Raw genomic sequence first — 19,767 nt, forward strand, 5'->3', positions numbered from 1 at the left:
CACAAGCACCCACACGAATTGCTTGATTCAGTTGTTAAAGAGCGGTTGGTTAAGATCTTTCGTCTCAACCGAGGCGCGCATTCTACAGCAGCCTCATTTGCTGTCAAGTGATTATTTTCAGAAGCTTCGAGATTTTCCTCAACAACTTCAACCACTTGCGCTTTCGATCTCTCGTCAGCGGGAGGCGAATTCTACAGCGTTACACGCTGCTGTCAACACCTCTTTTTCAACTTCCTTTTGGCTTCGATGAACTGAAGCAACCTACTGCCGAAAACCACATAACTCTTTGTTTACCAAGGAGTTTTCCGTTTCGACTGCGCCGGAAGTGGGGCGAATTATAGACAGATATAAATCGCCGTCAACCGTTACTTTCACAATTCTGTCATATCGGTCAAAAAAGCCCCGAAAACGCAAAGGCCGGCCCCAAGGGGCCGGCCTTCTGCTCATCCAACCTTACAAACTAGGGAACGCGAACTGCGACGCCTCATGGCTGGCACGCTGCGGCCAGCGCTGGGTGATCGCCTTGCGACGGGTATAGAAACGCACCCCATCCGGCCCATAGGCGTGCAAGTCGCCAAACAGCGAACGCTTCCAGCCGCCGAAGCTGTGATAAGCCACCGGCACTGGCAATGGCACGTTAACCCCTACCATGCCCACTTCAATCTCGTCACAGAACAGGCGCGCCGCCTCACCGTCACGGGTAAAGATGCAGGTGCCGTTGCCATATTCGTGATCATTGATCAGTTGCATCGCCGCTTCCAGGCTATTCACCCGGACGATGCACAGCACTGGGCCAAAGATCTCTTCTTTATAGATGCGCATTTCAGGTGTCACGCGATCAAACAGGCAGCCACCGAGGAAGAAGCCGTCCTCATGACCACTAACGCTCAAGCCACGCCCATCGACCACCAGCTCAGCACCCGAAGACACACCGTCTTCTATATAGCCGCTGACCTTGTCCCGCGCCTGCGCAGAAACCAACGGCCCCATGTCCAGGCCACAAGAAGTACCCGCACCAATCTTCAGCGCCTTGACCTGCGGTACCAGCTTGGCGATCAGAGCATCCGCCACCTGGTCACCCACACACACGGCCACCGAGATCGCCATGCAACGCTCGCCGCAGGAACCGTAGGCTGCGCCCATCAAGGCACTGACCGCGTTGTCCAGGTCCGCATCCGGCATCAGCACCGCATGGTTCTTCGCCCCGCCCAGCGCCTGTACACGCTTGCCGCGCTTGGTCGCTTCGGAATAGATGTACTCGGCAATCGGCGTCGAACCGACAAAACTCAAGGCCTTGACCTCAGGCGCCTCGATCAGCGCATCCACCGCGCCCTTGTCACCATGCACCACGCTCAACACGCCTTTGGGCAAACCGGCTTCCTGCAGCAACTGCGCAATCAACAGCGTCGAGCTTGGGTCGCGCTCCGATGGCTTGAGGATGAAGCAGTTACCGCAGACGATAGCCAGTGGATACATCCACAGCGGCACCATGGCCGGGAAGTTGAACGGTGTGATACCCGCCACCACACCCAGCGGCTGGAAGTCGGACCAGGCATCAATGTTCGGGCCGACGTTACGGCTGTACTCGCCCTTGAGGATTTCCGGCGCCGAGCACGCGTACTCAACGTTTTCGATACCGCGCTTCAACTCACCGGCGGCGTCTTCCAGGGTCTTGCCATGCTCTTCGCTGATCAACTGCGAGATGCGGGCTTCGTTCTGCTCCAGCAATTGCTTGAAACGAAACATCACCTGGGCACGCTTGGCCGGTGGCGTATTGCGCCAGGCCGGGAATGCCGCCTTGGCCGAGTCGATCGCCTGTTGAATGGTTTCACGGCTGGCCAATGGCACCTGGTGAATCACCTGGCCAGTAGATGGGTTGTAGACGTCGGCGCTACGACCGCTATCGTTAACCAGTTCGCCGTTGATCAAATGCTGGATAAGGCTCATGCAAGGCTCCTGAAAAGTTGTCCACAGGCGCGACACGCGTCGCGCCCGACAGTTGTTCTATATAGAAGGAGAAATCAGTCGATCGTGTTCAGCACTTCGCCGACCGCATCGAACAAGCGATCCAGGTCCTGCGGTTTGCTGTTGAAGGTTGGGCCGAACTGCAGGGTGTCGCCGCCAAAACGCACATAGAACCCGGCCTTCCACAACGCCATGCCTGCTTCGAATGGGCGCACGATGGCGTCCCCATCACGCGGTGCAATCTGGATCGCACCGGCCAGGCCGTAGTTACGAATGTCGATCACATTCTTGCTGCCCTTGAGGCCATGCAGCGCATTCTCAAAGTGCGGCGCGACTTCGGCCACGCTCTGCACCAGGTTTTCCTTCTGCAACAGATCCAATGCCGCCAACCCGGCTGCGCAAGCTACCGGGTGTGCCGAGTAGGTATAGCCGTGTGGGAATTCCACCGCGTACTCAGGCGTCGCCTGGTTCATGAATGTCTGATAGATCTCGCTGCTGGCAATCACCGCACCCATCGGAATCGCCCCGTTGGTGACTTGCTTGGCGATGCACATCAGGTCCGGCGTCACACCGAAGCTATCGGCACCAAACATCGAGCCGGTCCGGCCAAAGCCGGTGATCACTTCGTCGAACACCAGCAGGATGTTGTGCTGGTCACATATTTCACGCAGGCGCTTGAGGTAGCCCTGGGGTGGCACGAGCACACCAGCCGAGCCTGCCATCGGCTCGACGAACACCGCAGCGATGTTCGAAGCATCATGCAACTCGATCAGCTTGAGCAACTCGTCAGCCAGGGCAATACCGCCCAACTCCGGCATGCCGCGGGAGAAGGCATTACTGGCCAGCAGGGTATGGGGCAGGTGATCAACATCCATCATCGCCTGACCAAAAATCTTACGGTTGCCGTTGACGCCGCCCAGGCTGGTACCGGCGATGTTCACCCCGTGATAACCACGGGCGCGGCCGATCATCTTGGTCTTGGTTGCCTGGCCCTTTAGACGCCAGTACGCACGCACCATCTTCACCGCCGTGTCGGCGCACTCGGAGCCGGAGTCAGTGAAAAACACATGATTCAGGTTGCCTGGGGTCAGGTCGGTAATCTTTTCTGCCAACTGGAAGGACAAAGGATGACCGTATTGGAAGCCTGGCGAGTAGTCCAGGGTGCCCAGTTGCTTGGCGACCGCTTCCTGGATTTCCTTGCGCGTGTGCCCTGCGCCGCAGGTCCACAGCCCCGACAGCGAGTCATAGACCCGACGCCCCTTGTCATCGATCAACCAACTGCCTTCGGCACCCACGATCAGGCGTGGGTCGCGCTGGAAGTTACGGTTGGCGGTGTAAGGCATCCAGTGGGCATCCAGCTTCAATTGGCTGGCCAGGGTGGATGGGGCGTTTTCGGGCATGTTCATCAGCAAAACCTCGCAGGGCAAAAGGCAGCGTCGGGATTGAAAAGCGTTGTTGCAGCTAAATTGCCACGGGGATAAAGTCTAGGAAATGCAACTCTTCTAACCTTCAGTCAGGCATTCACTAAACTATGAGCAGCCGTCGACCCGACCCGCTAGCCCAAGTCAGCGACTTCGATATCCGCCTGTTGCGCATCTTTCGCAGTGTGGTGGAGTGCGGAGGCTTCTCGGCGGCGGAAACCGTGCTGGGCATCGGCCGTTCGGCCATCAGCCAGCAAATGAGCGACCTCGAACAGCGCCTGGGCCTGCGCCTGTGCCAGCGCGGGCGCGCCGGTTTCTCCCTGACGGAAGAAGGTCGCGAGGTCTACCAGTCCGCACTGCAACTATTAAGTGCGCTGGAGAGTTTCCGCACCGAGGTCAACGGCCTGCACCAGCACCTGCGCGGCGAACTGATCATCGGCCTGACCGACAACCTGGTGACCCTGCCCCATATGCGCATCACCCATGCCCTGGCGCAGTTGAAAGAACGCGGCCCGGACGTGCAGATCCAGATCCGCATGATCGCCCCCAACGAAGTGGAACAAGGTGTGCTCGACGGGCGCCTGCATGTCGGCGTGGTGCCCCAGGCCAGCGCACTGTCGGGCCTGGAGTACCAACCCCTGTACAGCGAGCGTTCGCTGCTCTACTGCGCGGTGGGCCATCCGCTGTTTTATGCGGACGATAAGCAACTGGACGACCACCGCATCAATAGCCAGGACGCCATCGCACCAACCTTCCGCCTGCCCGCCGATATCCAGGCCCATTATCAGGCGCTCAACTGCACCGCCAGTGCTTCCGACCGCGAGGGCATGGCCTTCCTGATCCTCACCGGGCGCTATATCGGCTACCTGCCCGACCACTACGCCAGCCTGTGGGTTCAACAAGGCCGACTGCGTGCGCTGAAACCGCCTACACGTTTTTACGATTTAAGCCTGGCTTCGGTCACCCGCAAGGGCCGCCGCCCCCATTTGGTGCTGGAAAGCTTTCTCGACAGCCTGGCCGCGACCCGCTGATACGGGCCCCACACAAAACCTGAGCAAGTGGACAGCTTTTTGCAAGGCACAGGGACCATGAACCGTCAGCCCCGAGTCCACATGCCATGCCACCAGAATCCTCCAGCGCCAGCGACCTGATCTACGGCCTCAACGACCGTCCCAAACCACTGCCCGCATTGCTCGCGGCCCTGCAACATGTGCTCGCCAGCTTCGTCGGCATCATCACCCCGCCTCTGATCATCGGCTCGACCCTGGGCCTGGCCGCCCACCTACCCTACTTGATCAGCATGGCGTTGATGGTTTCCGGTGTCGGCACCTTCATCCAGGCCCGTAGGCCGTTTGGAATTGGCGCGGGGATGATCTGCCTGCAAGGCACCAGCTTTGCCTTTCTCGGCGCAGTGTTATCGGCGGGTTTCCTGGTCAAGCAGCGCGGCGGCAGCCCGGAAGACATCCTGGCGATGATCTTTGGCGTGTGCTTTTTCGGCGCGCTGGTGCAGGTCGTGTTGAGCCGTTTTATCGGCCAACTGCGCCGGGTCATCACGCCGCTGGTAACCGGGATTGTGATTACCCTGATTGGCATCAGCCTGATCAAGGTGGGCATCACCGACCTGGGCGGCGGCTTCAATGCGCCGGACTTTGGCGCGCCAACTAACCTGGCCCTGGGCCTGTTCGTAGTGCTGACGATTATCCTGCTCAATCGCTCGAATACGCCGTGGGTACGCCTGAGCGCAATCATCATCGGCCTGCTATTGGGCAGCCTCGCCGCCTGGTTCAGCGGCAAGCTGGTGCCCCAGCCCCTGCCCGACCTGCCCTTGATCAGCCTGCCGACGCCGTTCCATTTTGGCTTCAGCTTCGACTGGAGCGCTTTCCTGCCGGTCGCGCTGATTTATCTGATCAGCAGCATCGAAACCGTGGGCGACCTCACCGCCAACTGCATGATCGCCCGCCAGCCCATCAGCGGCCCTTCCTATATAAGCCGGCTCAAGGGCGGCGTGCTGGGGGATGGCGTCAGTTGCATGATCGCCGCCACTTTCAGCGCGTTCCCCAACACCACCTTTGCCCAGAACAACGGCGTGATCCAGTTGACCGGCGTCGCCAGCCGCTATGTGGGCCTGTACATCGGCGTAGTGCTGTTTTGCCTCGGGCTGTTTCCAATGATTGGCGCGGTATTGCAGCAAATCCCCAAGCCGGTGCTCGGCGGCGCGACCCTGGTGATGTTCGGCAGCGTGGCCGCCGCCGGCGTGCGCATCCTGGCCCAAGCCCCGCTGGACCGCCGCAGCATGCTGATCATCGCCACCTCGTTTGGGGTCGGCCTGGGCATCGCCGCGCAACCGAACCTGTTACACCTGATGCCAACCCTGGTGCAAAACCTGTTCGATTCAGCCATCACCAGCGGCGGGCTGACGGCGATTGTGTTGTGCCTGATCCTGCCGGAATCCAAGGCGACAACGCCTGCCGCAAATCCACTCGTGGAAAACGACACGCTGGAACCGCTTTGACGCTTTTATCGTATCGGGACTTGTCTGAGGCTTGAGGGTGGGTTATCTGTGCAGCAATCGCATTCATCGATCTGCACGGAAACCTCCATGAGCCTCGAAGTTCCTGCCCACAACAGCCACGCCGGAAAACCCGCCAGCCGCATTCGGCAAAAGAACGAACAAGCGATCATCCAGGCCGCTGAAGACGAATTCGCCCGGCATGGCTACAAAGGCACCAGCATGAACACCATCGCCGCGAGCGCCGGGCTGCCGAAGGCCAACCTGCATTATTACTTCACCAATAAGCTGGGGCTGTATATCGCGGTGCTGAGCAATATCCTCGAACTGTGGGACAGCACCTTCAACACCTTGACCGCCGAGGATGATCCTGCCGAGGCGCTGACCCGCTATATCCGCACCAAGATGGAATACTCGCGGCGCCAGCCCCAGGCTTCGCGAATCTTCGCCATGGAGATCATCAGCGGCGGCGAATGCCTTACCGAATATTTCAGCCAGGACTACCGCGCCTGGTTCAGCGGCCGGGCTGCGGTATTCCAGGCCTGGATCGATGCCGGCAAGATGGACCCCGTGGATCCGGTACACTTGATCTTCCTGCTGTGGGGCAGCACCCAGCACTACGCTGACTTCGCGACCCAGATCTGCCGCGTGACCGGTCGCACCAAGCTGACCAAGCAGGACATGGAAGACGCCGGCAGCAACCTTATCCACATTATTCTCAAGGGCTGTGGCATCAAGCCTGCCCTCTGAACGAAGCGATCCAATGCCTTTCACCCTTACGGGCTTTTGCGAATTTCGCGAAGAAATCCGCAAAAGCCGCTTCATCACCTATGCCGCGCCGATTACCAGCCCGCAGGACGCCCAGGCGTTTATCGAGCAGCACAGCGACCTCAACGCCACGCATAACTGCTGGGCCTGGAAACTCGGTGGGCAATACCGCAGCAACGACGACGGTGAACCCGGCGGCACCGCCGGGCGGCCGATCCTGGCCGCCATCGAGGCCCAGGGGTTTGACCAGGTCGTGGTGCTGGTGGTCCGCTGGTATGGCGGTATCCAACTGGGTACCGGTGGCCTGGCCCGGGCCTATGGGGGCGGCGCGAATAAATGCCTGCAAAACGCCGAACGGGTCGAACTGATCAGCCGCGTGCCCTTGAGTTGCGCCTGCGGCTTTGCCGAGTTGACGCTGGTAAAGCTGCGTGTCGCCGAACTGGGTGGCCTGGTGGTGGAAGAAACCTTCACCGCCAACGGCGTGGAGCTGCAACTGGCACTCGGCGAAGCCCATATCGACACCCTGCAAACGCAGTTGGCCGACCTGAGCCGCGGACGAATCCTGCTACAACGCTGAACCTGATAAGGTTGTTCACTGAACCCCGACGCCAAAGGAAGCCTTCATGTCTACGCCAAAAACCGCACTGATCATCGGCGCCTCGCGCGGGCTGGGCCTTGGCCTGGTCAAGCAATTGCTGGCTGATGGCTGGCAAGTCACCGCCACCGTGCGCAACCCGCAAAAAGCCGACGCCCTTAAAAACCTGGGCCCGGTACAGATCGAGCAACTGGACATGGACGACCAACAGGCCGTCATCGCCTTGAACCAGCGCCTGAAAACCCAGACCTTCGACCTGCTGTTCGTCAACGCCGGCGTCAAGGGCCCGGCCAACCAGACCCCGGGCCACGCGACCCAGGCCGAAGTCGGCCAACTGTTTTTCACCAATGCCGTGGCGCCGATCAACCTGGCTCAACGCTTTGCCCCGCAGATTCGCCAGGGCAGCGGCGTACTGGCGTTCATGAGCTCGGTGCTGGGCAGCGTGACCATGCCCGACGCACCAGACCTTGCGCTGTACAAGGCCAGCAAGGCCGCCCTGAACTCCATGACCAACAGCTTCGTGTCGCAATTGGGCGAGCAGAAACTGACCGTCCTGTCGTTGCATCCGGGCTGGGTCAAGACCGATATGGGCGGCGAAGGGGCCGACCTGGACGTGGAGACCAGCGTGCGCGGCCTGATTGCCCAAGTGAACGCCTACACCGGCAAGGGCGGCCATCATTTCGTCAACTACAAGGGCCAGACCATTCCCTGGTAACCCCACCCTGTAGGAGCCGGCTTGCCGGCGATGGCGCCACTGAGAACATCGCAATATTGGCGGGCCTCATCGCCGGCAAGCCGGCTCCTACAGGATAAATGGATGTCGGATGAGCGGTGGATAGACCCCACCGCTCACTCCACGTAGACTTCCCACCTCGCCTTTACCGGCGACCCTGGATCAGCAGACAGGGCAACACTGAGCTGGCAAACCTGAACCCATCATTCAGAGGAGCCGGCCAATGCCTGCGACCCGTACCTGGTTAAAAAACCCTCTCGCGATTTTCACTGCCAATGCTCTCGATGCCCGTGGCGGCCTGGTGCTGCAAGACGGCGTGATCGTTGAAGTACTCGCCCTCGGCCAACAACCAAGCTTGGCCTGCGAACACACCTTCGACGCCCGCGAGCACGTGATCCTTCCCGGCCTGATCAACACCCACCATCACTTCTACCAGACCCTGACCCGCGCCTGGGCCCCGGTGGTCAACCAGCCGCTGTTCCCCTGGCTGAAAACCCTGTACCCGGTCTGGGCGCGCCTGACCCCGGAAAAACTGGCCCTGGCCAGCAAAGTCGCGCTCGCCGAACTGCTGCTCTCAGGCTGCACCACCGCGGCCGATCACCACTACCTGTTCCCCGATGGCCTGGAGCAGGCGATCGACGTGCAAGTCGATAGCGTGCGCGAACTGGGCATGCGCGCCATGCTCACTCGCGGTTCGATGAGCCTGGGCGAAGCCGACGGCGGCCTGCCACCGCAACAGACGGTGCAGCAGGGCGAAGTGATCCTCGAAGACAGCCAGCGCCTGATCAAGCGCTACCACGAGCGCGGCGATGGCGCGCAAATCCAGATCGCCCTGGCGCCCTGCTCGCCGTTTTCGGTCACCCCCCAAATCATGAGCGCCAGTGCCGAACTGGCCAACCAGCTCGATGTGCGCCTGCACACCCACCTGGCCGAAACCCTCGACGAAGAAGACTTCTGCCTGCAACGCTTCGGCCTGCGCACCGTGGACTACCTCGACAGCGTCGGCTGGCTCGGCCCCCGCACCTGGCTGGCCCATGGCATTCACTTCAACCCTGAGGAGATCGCCCGCCTGGGCGCGGCCGGCACCGGGATTTGCCATTGCCCAAGCTCCAACATGCGCCTGGCCTCCGGCATCTGCCCGACCCTGGACCTGATCGCCGCCGGCGCGCCGATTGGCCTGGGCGTGGACGGCTCGGCTTCCAACGATGCCTCCAACATGATTTTGGAAACGCGCCAGGCCCTGTATATCCAGCGCCTGCGCTACGGCGCGGAAAAAATCACCCCTGAAGGCGTACTGGGCTGGGCCACCAAAGGTTCTGCGCAGTTGCTCGGCCGTAGCGATATCGGTGAACTGGCGGTAGGCAAACAGGCCGACCTGGCGCTGTTCAAACTCGATGAGCTGCGCTTCTCCGGCAGCCACGACCCTGTTTCGGCGCTGCTGCTATGCGGCGCCGACCGTGCGGATCGGGTGATGGTGGGCGGCAAGTGGCGGGTGATCGAGGGGCAAATCGAGGGCATGGACCTCAAGGGCCTGATCGCCGATCACAGCCAGGCGGCGCGGCAGTTGATCGCCGGCTGACTACACGCCCAGCAGCGACAACATGATAAAGGTCGCAAACAGCACAAAATGGGTCATCCCTTCGATGGCGTTGGTTTCGCCATCGTTGAGGTTGATCGCGCTGACAATCAGCGTGATAAACACCATCACGGTTTGCACCGGCGTCATCGCCATCTGAAACGGCTGGCCGGTGTACAGCGCCATGGCTTCCATCACCGGCACGGTCAAGATCACCGTCGACAACGAAGCACCCAGCGCGATGTTGACCACCGACTGCATGCGGTTGGCCAATGCCGCGCGCAAGGCGGTCAGGATCTCCGGGGCGGCGGAAATCGCCGCCACCAGGATCGCCGTGATCACCGGCGGCGCGCCCGTGCCCTCCAGGCCAAGGTCCAGGGTCTTGGACATCACTTCGGCCAATGCGCCAATCACCACCACGCCAAACACCAGGGTTGCGATGGAGAATGTCAGGTTGACCGACGAAGCCTGTTCTTCCGGCAACGGCTTGCGGCGTTTTTCCGGATAGCTGTAGCTGAAGAAGTAGCTGTGTGGCCCCACCTGCATGCGCAGGAACAAGGCGTACAACACCACCATCGCGCCAATGGTGAAGGCCGAGTAGATTTTCCAATCGGCCTCGGGGATAAATTCCGGTACCACCATGGATACGCCCATGGCGGTGAGGATCATCACGCTGTAGGTCCGCGCCGAATCATCGTTGTAGGACTGTTCCCCATGCTTGATGCCACCCATCAGCGCGGCCAAGCCTAAGATGCCGTTGATATCCAGCATCACCGCCGAGTAAATCGTGTCGCGCACCAGGGTCGGCGACGCCTCGTTGCTCATCATGATCGCCAGGATCACCACTTCCACCAGCACTGCCGCGAGGGTCAGGATCATGGTGCCGTAGGGGTCGCCGACCTTTTCAGCGAGAAGTTCGGCGTGGTGGGCCACGCGCATCGACGCCATGACGATAAAACCGATCAGCACCAGGCCACCGAGCAGTGCCGTCACCTGCCCACTGTGCAGCAGCCAGTGCTCCAGCGAGTAGGCCGCGATGGCGGCGATCAGCGCCAGCCACATGAATTTTTCTTGCTTGAGGGATGTGAGCATTGCGGGCCTTTTCGAGCGGCGATTCAGTCATTGATGGGGTACAGACTGCGGCGATTCGCTAACGTTTCGTTACACCTTAGTTCATTCACCCATTGCCGCAGGCACGAACAATGCTTACCGCTCAGTCAGGTTTTACCGATTATTTGCGCCCTGGCCTGTAGAATGCCGCCATTGCACCTGATGAGAACGCACACATGTACGACTGGCTCAACGCCCTGCCCAAGGCCGAACTGCACCTGCACCTGGAGGGTTCGCTGGAGCCCGAGCTGCTGTTCGCCCTGGCCGAACGCAACAAAATCGCGCTGCCGTGGAACGACGTCGAAACCCTGCGCAAGGCCTACGCCTTCAATAACCTGCAAGAGTTTCTCGACCTCTACTACAAGGGCGCCGATGTATTGCGCACCTCCCAGGATTTCTACGACCTGACCTGGGCCTACCTGCTGCGTTGCAAAGCGCAGAACGTGATTCATACCGAGCCGTTCTTCGACCCGCAGACCCACACCGACCGTGGTATCCCGTTTGAAGTGGTGCTCAATGGCATCGCCAGCGCGCTCAAAGATGGCGAGCAGCAACTGGGCATCACCAGCGGCCTGATCCTCAGCTTCCTGCGCCACCTGAGCGAAGAAGAAGCCGAAAAAACCCTCGACCGGGCGCTACCGTTCCGTGATGCGTTTGTCGCCGTGGGCCTGGACAGCTCGGAAATGGGCCACCCGCCGAGCAAGTTCCAGCGCGTGTTCGATCGCGCCCGTGGCGAAGGTTTCCTGACCGTCGCCCATGCCGGTGAGGAAGGCCCGCCGGAGTACATCTGGGAAGCCCTCGACCTGCTGAAGATCCAGCGTATCGACCATGGCGTGCGCGCCATCGAAGACGAGCGCCTGATGCAGCGGATCATCGACGAGCAGATCCCCCTGACCGTGTGCCCACTGTCCAATACCAAGCTGTGCGTGTTCGACGACATGGCCCAGCACAACATCCTCGACATGCTCGAGCGTGGGGTGAAGGTCACGGTGAACTCGGATGACCCGGCGTACTTCGGCGGGTATGTCACCGAGAACTTCCACGCGTTGCACACCTCGCTGGGCATGACCCAAGACCAGGCCAGCCGCCTGGCGCAAAACAGCCTGGATGCACGCCTGATCAAGCCGTAAGCAACCCGGGTAGGAGCCGGCTTGCCGGCTCCTACACAGCCGCTATCCGGGCAATTTCCAGGCGCCCGGTCTCGGTGACCTGCAGTGCGCTCGACTCGTTGATTGTCTTCAACCAGCGCGACTGCATGAACAATTGCAACAATCCCGCCCCCAGCGCCCCACCCAGGTGCGGCTGCTGCTCGCTCCAGTCAAAACAGTCGCAAGCCAGCGTCGAGTAACCCTGATGGGCCAAGGCCTGGGTAAAAATGCCGTGCTCGGCCAAATGCCGTGCGCCCAGGGGCGTCACATGGATCCGCTGTTCGTAGCGCTCGATCCACTTCGCCAGCAGCATGCGTTGATAAAGTGCCGCCGCCATTTCCCCGCCCAAGTGGTCATGGCACAGCCGCGCCTGGCGCAACGCTGCCGGCGCCAGCAACGCCGCCACCGGCCGGCTGGGCGCAATGCGCGCCACACTGGCAATTGTGGTACTGGCCAACGCATCGACTGCCGCGCCCACATCCGCCGCCGCCATGCGGAAGAAGCGTTTGCGCCCACGGGCTTCAATACGCAGCAATCCACCCGCCGCCAACCGCGCCAGATGCGCATTGGCCGATGACGCCGATAACCCAGCCAACATCGCCAGTTCTTCAGACGGCTTGGCCGAGCCGTCCATCAATGCCCAGATCATCGCGGTGCGCTTAGGGTCGGCCAGCAAGGTGGCGATCTGGCTGATGCAAGGTGCCTGTTCCATGTACTCACTCCCTGTTGAATCGTTGGTCTGCTCCATTCCGCGCAAAAGTATAAGTGTGTAAGCAGCAGATTCCGTGGCGTCTTACAGCCAAATCAGCTACAGCAACTGCCTGAAATTTCCTGAATCCCCTGGGGTTATTGCGTAGTCCCTCGCCGTTCAGGCAACTGCGCGCTCAACTTCCCACAACGTGCCACGAGCATTTCTCGCAGGAGATTGATCGGTTTACTCAATTGCGCGCGGTGGGCGCACAGCAGATTGAGCGGTGTGCGCTCACCCTGCAGCTCCGGCAAGAGCAACTGCAGACGGCTGGCCAGCACGTCGGCGCTGACATCCAGCCAGGACTTGTAGGCAATGCCCACCCCGGCCACGGCCCAGCGCCGCACCACATCGGCATCATCACTGAAGCGGTCACCGGTGACGGTCAGGCTGATTTCCCGCTTGCCATCGCGAAAGCTCCAATGGTCGTGCACCCGGCTGCCGAGCATGTAAAGCAGGCAATTGTGCTGGGCCAACTCCTCCAGGTGGCGCGGCTCGCCATGGCGGGCCAGGTAGCCGGGCGCCGCGCACAGCACCCGGCGATTGTCCGGCGCCACAGGCAAAGCCACCAGGCTCGAGTCCTCGGGTTCGCCGTAGCGCAAGGCGATATCCACCGGCTGGCGGAACAGGTCGGCGATCCGGTCGCCCAGCAGCAGGCGTACGCTCAATTGCGGGTGCTCACGTTGAAACTCGTCGAGCCACGGCAATAGTAGGTTGCGTCCGAAGTCCGAAGGCGCCGACAGCTGCAAGACTCCGCTGACATGATCCTGACCGCTGGCCAGCAGGCGCCGGCCTTCATCCAGTTGGCTCAAGGCACCACGGGCGTACTGCAAGAAGCCCTCGCCCTCGGCGGTCAGGCGCAGGCTGCGGGTGGAGCGAGCCAGCAAGCGCGCACCCAATTGTTGCTCGATGCGTTTCAACGCGGCACTGGCTACCGCCGCCGACATATCCATGACCCGGGCGGCGGCAGACAAACTGCCCAAATCCGCCGCACGCACGAACAACTGCAAATCATCAAAACGCAGCATGAGCATCGCCCCGACTAATTATCAAAAATATATTGAAAGAGACTGCTCTTTTAGCGGGTTTTATCTGCAAGAGAAATAGCCAATGATCCACCTATTCCCTTCCACACACCCTGGAACTCGTCATGAAAGCCATCGCCTACTACGCCGCATTGCCAATCAACGACCCCAAGTCCCTGCAAGATATCCAATTGCCTGAGCCGGTGGCCGGCCCGCGCGACCTGCTGGTAGAAGTCAAAGCCATCTCGGTCAACCCGGTGGACACCAAGATCCGCCAGAACGTCGCCCCGGAAAACGGCGCGGCCAAGGTGTTGGGCTGGGACGTTGCGGGCGTGGTCAAGGCCGTCGGCAGCGAAGTGACACTGTTCAAGGCCGGCGACAAGGTGTTCTACGCCGGCTCCCTGACACGCCCGGGCGGCAACAGCGAGCTGCACACCGTGGATGAGCGCATCGTCGGCCATATGCCCAAGAGCCTGGGTTTTGCCGAAGCCGCTGCCCTGCCGCTGACCGCTATCACCGCCTGGGAACTGCTGTTCGAACGCCTGCAAGTCCCTGAAGGCAAGACCGATCAAGGCCAGAGCCTGCTGATTGTCGGCGCTGCCGGTGGCGTGGGGTCGATCCTCACCCAACTGGCGGCGCAACTCACCGCGCTCAAGGTCATTGGCAGCGCCTCGCGCCCGCAAACCCAGGCCTGGGCCAAGGACCTGGGGGCCGACCTGGTGGTCGATCACAGCCAGCCTCTAAGCGAAGAACTCAAGCGCGCAGGCCACCCGCAGGTGACCCACGTCGCCAGCCTGACCCAGACCGACCAGCATCTGGACCAGTTGGTCGAAGCCCTTGTGCCCCAGGGCAAACTGGCATTGATCGATGATCCCAAGTCGCTGGACGTGCTCAAGCTCAAGCGCAAGAGCCTGTCGCTGCATTGGGAGTTCATGTACACCCGGTCGATGTTCGAGACTGCCGACATGATCGAGCAACACAACCTGCTCAACCGCGTGGCCGAGCTGATCGACGCCGGCACCCTGAAAACCACGGTGGGCGAACACTTCGGCGTGATCAACGCAGAGAACCTGCGCCGCGCCCACGGGTTGCTGGAAAGCGGCAAGGCCAAGGGCAAGATTGTGCTGGAAGGCTTTTAAGACGCGGGCTCTGTGAGTGTCGTCCGCTATCGTTGTGGGTAACGGACGGCACCGCTAGTCAGACACTTGATCCTTGTCATATTTGTGAGCGTATTCGGGTTTATATTGGCCGCCTTTGCCACGCAATCTTTTACGTGAGGAAGTCAGCAATGAAGATCCTGATAAAAGCGTTAGCAAAATCCCAAGGCAACAAATGGCAGGTTCGCCTGGACCACGATGCCTTTACCTTCCGCAGTGAAGCCGAGGCCCGCGCCTTCGCCAATACCCTGCAAAACCGGATCCAGGCACCCCACCGCTTTCCCGAAAGCCAGCAGCGCGCTACTGGCTGAAAACGCCGTCAGACCTGCGCTTGCAAGGCTCGCTGCCGTTGCAGGCGCTGGGTCAACATGGCCACCACTACCGCCAACACCCCGCACAGGCTGATGACGATCGACATCGGCATGGCCGTGCCGTCGTGCAATGCGCCGACCAACGATGCCGCCCCCGCTGCCACCCCAAACTGAATGCAACCCAAAAGGGCCGATGCGCTACCGGCCCGCGCGCCCTGGCCGTTCATCGCGCACGCCGAGGTATTGGGCATGATGCAACCCAGGCTGGCGATACACAGGAACAGCGGCACCAGCAGCGGCCACAATGCCTGGGTATGCAGAGCACTGACCGCCAGCAACGCCAGCGCCGCCGCGAGGTACACCCACACCGTGCGGGTCAGCAGAAACGCCGGGCCGCGCTTGGCCAGCAGCCGCGCGTTGACCTGGGCCACCAGGATAAAACCCGCGGCATTGGTGCCAAACAGCCAGCCATAGTGCTCGGCCGGCACGCCGTAGAGCTTGATAAACACGAAAGGCGAACCCGCGATGTAGGCAAACATCCCGCCAATCGCGATGCCACCGGTCACGGCATAGCCCAGGTACACCCGGTCGGCCAGCAGGCGCCCGTACTGGCGCAACGCCCCGGACAATGGCTGCCGAGGCTGATGAGCCGGAAAGCTCTCCGGCAAACCGACAGCCACCGCCACCCCGGCGCCGACGCTAAATACCGTCAGAGCGAGGAAAATCGACTGCCAGCCCCACAAGCTGACCATTACCCCACCGAGCATCGGTGCCAGGATCGGTGCCAACCCGACCACCAGCATCAACTGCGAAAAGACCTTGGCCGAGCCCACCGCGTCGCACTTGTCGCTGACCACCGCCCGGGAAATCACCATGCCCGCACACCCGCCCAGGGCCTGGACGAAACGCGCACCGATCAGCCACTCCAGGGACGGCGCATAGGCGCACGCCAAGGAGGCCACGGTGAACAGGGTGACGCCGCTCAACAGCGGGATACGCCGGCCAAAACGATCCGCCAGCGGCCCATAGATCAACTGGCCGATCGCCAGGCCGGTGAAGTACACCGCCAGGGTCAGCTGGATATGTTTTTCGTCGGTACCGAACGCCACGGCCATGGCCGGGAAGCCCGGTAGATAAAAGTCGATGGCCAGCGGCGCAAATGCGCTCAAGGCCCCCAGAATAAGGATTATGCGAAGGTTCATCAGGCACCCGGAAGAGTCGGCAGCCCGACAGTCTAGCCGCGCTTGGGTGCCTTGAACATTACGTTAGCTCGCTACCTATTAAATAATCAGGCGAGCCTGGCGTTGTAGCCTTCTTCGGTGATCAGGCTGATCACCTCTTCCGGCGACAAGCGACTTACCACGCCGACTTCCTTGGCTTTCAGATCTACATTCACGCTAGCGGCCGGATCTCTGGATTGTACTGCTTGGGTCACGGCCCGAACGCAATGGCCGCAGGTCATTCCTTCAACGCTGAATATTTGCATGACATGACTCCTTGAGTGAGGTTTCGCCCAGTTTCATCCTTGCCACGATGGCAAGGTCAAGCGCTGAAAACAACTGCCGGGCTGGCATTCCCTGGCGGCGTCGGCCAAGCTGCAACCATCCACGATTTGAAACCCGGAGAATTCACCATGCGCTGGTCGTTTTTTGGCCTTGTGAGCCTGCTCAGCCTGTTCGCCACTGTCCCCCAGGCCAGCGCCGCCGAGGACTATGGGGTGCTGATCATTTCCAGGGAACGCCTGGAAGTGCCCACCAATTGCGAGATTGGCCTGTACGTCAATGATCAACTGGCCGGCCGGCTGTTCCAGGAGCAGGCCACCTCGTTCAACTTCCCCGCAGGCCGGGTCTCGCTGCGTCTCAAACTGTTGCCGGGCCAGGCGCCTGGCTGCCTGCCGGGACTGTTGGCGCCCAAGGCACAAACCATCGAGTTGAAAGCTGGCGACGTGCGCAAGCTGCGCATTGCCCAAGGCGCAGACGGCATGTACCTAAAGCCTGCAAAACTGGGCTATTGAACCACGCGGGATAATGGAGCTTGACCTTCCCCTAAGGTTAAGGTTGATCCTACAGGCAACTACTCCTGGAGGACTGCCCCATGAATGGATCCACCACCTTCGACCTGCCGATCAGCGGCATGACCTGCGCCAGTTGCGTCGGGCGGGTCGAACGCGCCCTGAACAAGGTGCCCGGCGTGCAAAGCGTCAGCGTCAACCTGGCCAATGAACGAGCCCACGTCGAGGTGGCGGGCCAGATGGACGCCGCCGTACTGATCGCCGCCGTGGAAAAGGCCGGCTATACCGCCACCTTGCCGCAGAGCGAAACCGCCACCCAAGCCAGCCAGGAACAGCGCCTGAAACGCGAACGCTGGTCACTGGTGATGGCCATTGTGTTGGCGTTGCCACTGGTGTTGCCGATGCTGGTGCAGCCCTTCGGCCTGCACTGGATGCTCCCGGCCTGGATCCAGTTCCTTCTCGCCACACCGGTGCAGTTCATCTTTGGTGCGCGCTTCTATGTCGCCGCCTGGAAAGCCGTGCGCGCCGGTGCGGGCAACATGGACCTGCTGGTCGCCATCGGCACCAGCGCCGGGTATGGCCTGAGTATCTATCAATGGCTCATCGCCCCGGCTGGGGTGGAACCGCACCTGTACTTCGAAGCCTCGGCGGTGGTGATCGCCCTGGTGCTGCTCGGCAAATACCTGGAAAGCCGCGCCAAACGCCAGACCGCCAGCGCCATCCGGGCCCTGGAGGCCTTGCGGCCGGAGCGGGCGATCCAAGTGATTGATGGCCGCGAGCAAGATGTCGCCATCAGCGCGCTGCGCCTCAACGACTTGGTACTGGTCAAGCCCGGCGAGCGTTTCCCGGTGGATGGCGAAGTGGTCGAAGGCCAAAGCCATGCGGACGAAGCCTTGATTACCGGTGAAAGCCTGCCGGTACCGAAACAGCCTGGGGATAAAGTCACCGGCGGTGCGATCAACGGTGAAGGCCGTTTGCTGGTACGCACCCTGGCCCTCGGCGCCGAAAGCGTGCTGGCGCGCATCATTCGCCTGGTCGAAGACGCCCAGGCCGCCAAGGCGCCGATCCAGAAACTGGTGGATAAAGTCAGCCAGGTATTTGTGCCGACCGTGTTGGTGATCGCCCTCGCCACCCTGATTGGTTGGTGGCTGTACGGTGCGCCGCTGGAAACCGCATTGATCAACGCGGTCGCGGTACTGGTGATTGCCTGCCCGTGCGCATTGGGCCTGGCGACGCCGACTGCGATCATGGCCGGCACCGGCGTTGCGGCCCGTCACGGGATTCTGATCAAGGATGCCGAAGCCCTGGAGCGCGCCCACGAAGTCAGCGCGGTGGTGTTCGACAAAACCGGCACCCTCACCTCCGGCGCGCCGAAAATCGCCCACCTGCATGCGGTAGATGGCAATGAGGCGTTGCTGCTGCAACAGGCCGGCGCCCTGCAACGCGGCAGCGAACACCCATTGGCCAAGGCAGTACTGGACGCGTGTAACGATCAAGGCCTGCCGGTTGCCGATGTCAGCGCCAGCCAATCCCTGACCGGGCGTGGCATTGCCGGCACCCTGGACGGCCGGCAACTGGCCCTGGGCAATCGGCGCATGCTCGATGAGACCGGCTTGAAGCCGGGGGACCTGGCCGCCAACGCCAGCGCCTGGGAGGCCGAGGGCCGTACCTTGTCCTGGCTGATCGAGCAAAGCCCACAACTGCGGGTACTGGGCCTGTTTGCCTTTGGCGATACCCTTAAGGAAGGTGCCCTGCAAGCCGTGCAGCAGCTCAAGGCGCGCAATATCAGCAGCCACTTGCTGACCGGCGACAACCGCGGCAGCGCCCGCGTGGTGGCACAAGCGCTGGGCATCGACGATGTGCACGCCGAAGTGTTGCCTGCCGACAAGGCCGCCACCGTCGCCGAGCTGAAAAAGACCGGGGTAGTGGCCATGGTCGGCGATGGCATCAACGACGCCCCGGCCCTGGCCGCTGCGGATATCGGCATCGCCATGGGCGGCGGCACCGACGTGGCGATGCACGCGGCCGGTATCACCCTGATGCGCGGCGATCCGCGCCTGGTGCCCGCAGCGCTGGAAATCAGCCGCAAGACCTACGCAAAAATCCGGCAGAATCTATTCTGGGCCTTTGTGTATAACTTGATCGGCATTCCGCTGGCCGTGTTCGGCCTGCTCAACCCAGTATTGGCCGGTGCCGCCATGGCCCTGTCCAGCGTGAGCGTGGTCAGCAATGCGCTGCTGTTGAAAACCTGGAAACCCAAGGATCTGGAGGATCACCGCCAATGAACATCGGCCTAGCAGCCCGGCAAAGCGGCTTGAGCGCCAAGATGATTCGCTATTACGAATCCATCAACCTGCTCAAGCCGGCCCATCGCAGCGACAGCGGCTATCGCCTGTACGACCACGAGGACCTGCATACCCTGGCCTTTATCAAGCGCTCGCGGGACCTGGGGTTTTCCCTGGAGGAAGTCGGCAAGCTGCTGGAATTGTGGCAAGACCGGCAGCGCGCCAGCGCCGACGTCAAGGCGTTGGCTCGCCAGCATATCGATGAGCTGAACCACAAGATCCGCGAGCTGGGGCAGTTGCGCGATACCTTGCAGGACCTGATGGAGAACTGCCAGGGCGATCACCGGCCCGATTGCCCGATCCTCAAGAAGTTGGCGTCGGGCAGTTGCTGTAACTGAGTAAGGA

General features: G+C 61.4%; 19 protein-coding genes. 12 read left to right on the forward strand and 7 right to left on the reverse strand.

The window, feature by feature from the left end; genetic code table 11:
• Positions 1-453: 453 nt before the first annotated feature.
• Positions 454-1,947 carry a CoA-acylating methylmalonate-semialdehyde dehydrogenase gene (locus HBO11_RS20180; RefSeq protein ID WP_057958254.1) on the reverse strand — a complete coding sequence of 498 codons (1,494 nt, stop codon included), beginning with the start codon at positions 1,945-1,947 and terminating at the stop codon, positions 454-456.
• 74 nt (positions 1,948-2,021) lie between these two features.
• Positions 2,022-3,371: an aspartate aminotransferase family protein gene (locus HBO11_RS20185; protein WP_169957156.1), complete on the reverse strand. Its 1,350-nt coding sequence runs from the start codon at positions 3,369-3,371 to the stop codon at positions 2,022-2,024.
• A gap of 125 nt (positions 3,372-3,496) precedes the next feature.
• Here HBO11_RS20185 and HBO11_RS20190 point away from each other — a divergent pair, with 125 nt between their 5' ends.
• The 6 genes from HBO11_RS20190 to HBO11_RS20215 all read left to right on the forward strand — a co-directional run bounded on the left by HBO11_RS20190 (position 3,497) and on the right by HBO11_RS20215 (position 9,570).
• On the forward strand, positions 3,497-4,417 hold the full coding sequence (locus HBO11_RS20190; protein ID WP_169957154.1) for a LysR family transcriptional regulator: 921 nt from the start codon (positions 3,497-3,499) through the stop codon (positions 4,415-4,417).
• An 86-nt stretch (positions 4,418-4,503) separates the two neighbouring features.
• Complete coding sequence (locus HBO11_RS20195; RefSeq protein WP_170058655.1) at positions 4,504-5,898, forward strand: nucleobase:cation symporter-2 family protein; 1,395 nt, start codon at positions 4,504-4,506, stop codon at positions 5,896-5,898.
• 87 nt (positions 5,899-5,985) lie between these two features.
• On the forward strand, positions 5,986-6,645 hold the full coding sequence (locus HBO11_RS20200) for a TetR/AcrR family transcriptional regulator (RefSeq protein ID WP_169957152.1): 660 nt from the start codon (positions 5,986-5,988) through the stop codon (positions 6,643-6,645).
• A 13-nt stretch (positions 6,646-6,658) separates the two neighbouring features.
• A complete protein-coding gene (locus HBO11_RS20205; protein WP_169957150.1) occupies positions 6,659-7,240 on the forward strand; it encodes a YigZ family protein in 582 nt (193 codons plus the stop codon).
• 46 nt (positions 7,241-7,286) lie between these two features.
• Positions 7,287-7,973, forward strand: a complete 687-nt coding sequence (locus tag HBO11_RS20210) for an SDR family oxidoreductase (protein WP_169957148.1) — start codon at positions 7,287-7,289, stop codon at positions 7,971-7,973.
• A 241-nt stretch (positions 7,974-8,214) separates the two neighbouring features.
• Positions 8,215-9,570: an 8-oxoguanine deaminase gene (locus tag HBO11_RS20215; RefSeq protein WP_169957147.1), complete on the forward strand. Its 1,356-nt coding sequence runs from the start codon at positions 8,215-8,217 to the stop codon at positions 9,568-9,570.
• Here the strand turns inward: HBO11_RS20215 and HBO11_RS20220 are convergent, their stop codons facing one another.
• Positions 9,571-10,659, reverse strand: a complete 1,089-nt coding sequence (locus HBO11_RS20220) for a calcium:proton antiporter (protein WP_169957145.1) — start codon at positions 10,657-10,659, stop codon at positions 9,571-9,573.
• 194 nt (positions 10,660-10,853) lie between these two features.
• Between HBO11_RS20220 and HBO11_RS20225 the strand changes: the two genes are divergently transcribed.
• A complete protein-coding gene (locus tag HBO11_RS20225; RefSeq protein ID WP_169957144.1) occupies positions 10,854-11,807 on the forward strand; it encodes an adenosine deaminase in 954 nt (317 codons plus the stop codon).
• A gap of 31 nt (positions 11,808-11,838) precedes the next feature.
• Here HBO11_RS20225 and HBO11_RS20230 read toward each other — a convergent pair whose 3' ends face one another.
• Both HBO11_RS20230 and HBO11_RS20235 read right to left on the reverse strand, forming a co-directional pair.
• Positions 11,839-12,537, reverse strand: a complete 699-nt coding sequence (locus HBO11_RS20230; protein WP_169957143.1) for a helix-turn-helix transcriptional regulator — start codon at positions 12,535-12,537, stop codon at positions 11,839-11,841.
• Positions 12,538-12,671: 134 nt separating this feature from the next.
• Entirely contained in the window at positions 12,672-13,601 is a 930-nt protein-coding gene (locus HBO11_RS20235) for a LysR family transcriptional regulator (protein WP_169957142.1), read from the reverse strand.
• A 122-nt stretch (positions 13,602-13,723) separates the two neighbouring features.
• Between HBO11_RS20235 and HBO11_RS20240 the strand changes: the two genes are divergently transcribed.
• Both HBO11_RS20240 and HBO11_RS20245 read left to right on the forward strand, forming a co-directional pair.
• Entirely contained in the window at positions 13,724-14,737 is a 1,014-nt protein-coding gene (locus HBO11_RS20240; RefSeq protein WP_169957140.1) for a zinc-binding alcohol dehydrogenase family protein, read from the forward strand.
• Positions 14,738-14,886: 149 nt separating this feature from the next.
• On the forward strand, positions 14,887-15,066 hold the full coding sequence (locus tag HBO11_RS20245) for a hypothetical protein (RefSeq protein WP_032859764.1): 180 nt from the start codon (positions 14,887-14,889) through the stop codon (positions 15,064-15,066).
• An 8-nt stretch (positions 15,067-15,074) separates the two neighbouring features.
• Here the strand turns inward: HBO11_RS20245 and HBO11_RS20250 are convergent, their stop codons facing one another.
• Positions 15,075-16,268 carry a multidrug effflux MFS transporter gene (locus tag HBO11_RS20250; RefSeq protein WP_169957139.1) on the reverse strand — a complete coding sequence of 398 codons (1,194 nt, stop codon included), beginning with the start codon at positions 16,266-16,268 and terminating at the stop codon, positions 15,075-15,077.
• Between the two features lie 86 nt (positions 16,269-16,354).
• Positions 16,355-16,552, reverse strand: coding sequence for a cation transporter (locus HBO11_RS20255; protein ID WP_169957137.1), 198 nt, complete (start codon positions 16,550-16,552; stop codon positions 16,355-16,357).
• Positions 16,553-16,699: 147 nt separating this feature from the next.
• Between HBO11_RS20255 and HBO11_RS20260 the strand changes: the two genes are divergently transcribed.
• From HBO11_RS20260 to cueR, 3 genes are all read left to right on the forward strand, one after another.
• A complete protein-coding gene (locus HBO11_RS20260; RefSeq protein WP_169957135.1) occupies positions 16,700-17,080 on the forward strand; it encodes a hypothetical protein in 381 nt (126 codons plus the stop codon).
• Between the two features lie 80 nt (positions 17,081-17,160).
• Positions 17,161-19,362, forward strand: coding sequence for a heavy metal translocating P-type ATPase (locus HBO11_RS20265; RefSeq protein ID WP_169957134.1), 2,202 nt, complete (start codon positions 17,161-17,163; stop codon positions 19,360-19,362).
• Positions 19,359-19,760 (forward strand): Cu(I)-responsive transcriptional regulator, encoded by a 402-nt coding sequence (cueR, locus tag HBO11_RS20270; RefSeq protein WP_169957133.1) that lies wholly within the window; start codon positions 19,359-19,361, stop codon positions 19,758-19,760. Before HBO11_RS20265 ends, cueR begins: the two co-directional genes overlap by 4 nt.
• Positions 19,761-19,767 lie beyond the last annotated feature (7 nt).

Origin of the sequence: Pseudomonas sp. WS 5010, assembly GCF_012985565.1 — a bacterium.
In the GTDB taxonomy this organism is placed as follows: domain Bacteria; phylum Pseudomonadota; class Gammaproteobacteria; order Pseudomonadales; family Pseudomonadaceae; genus Aquipseudomonas.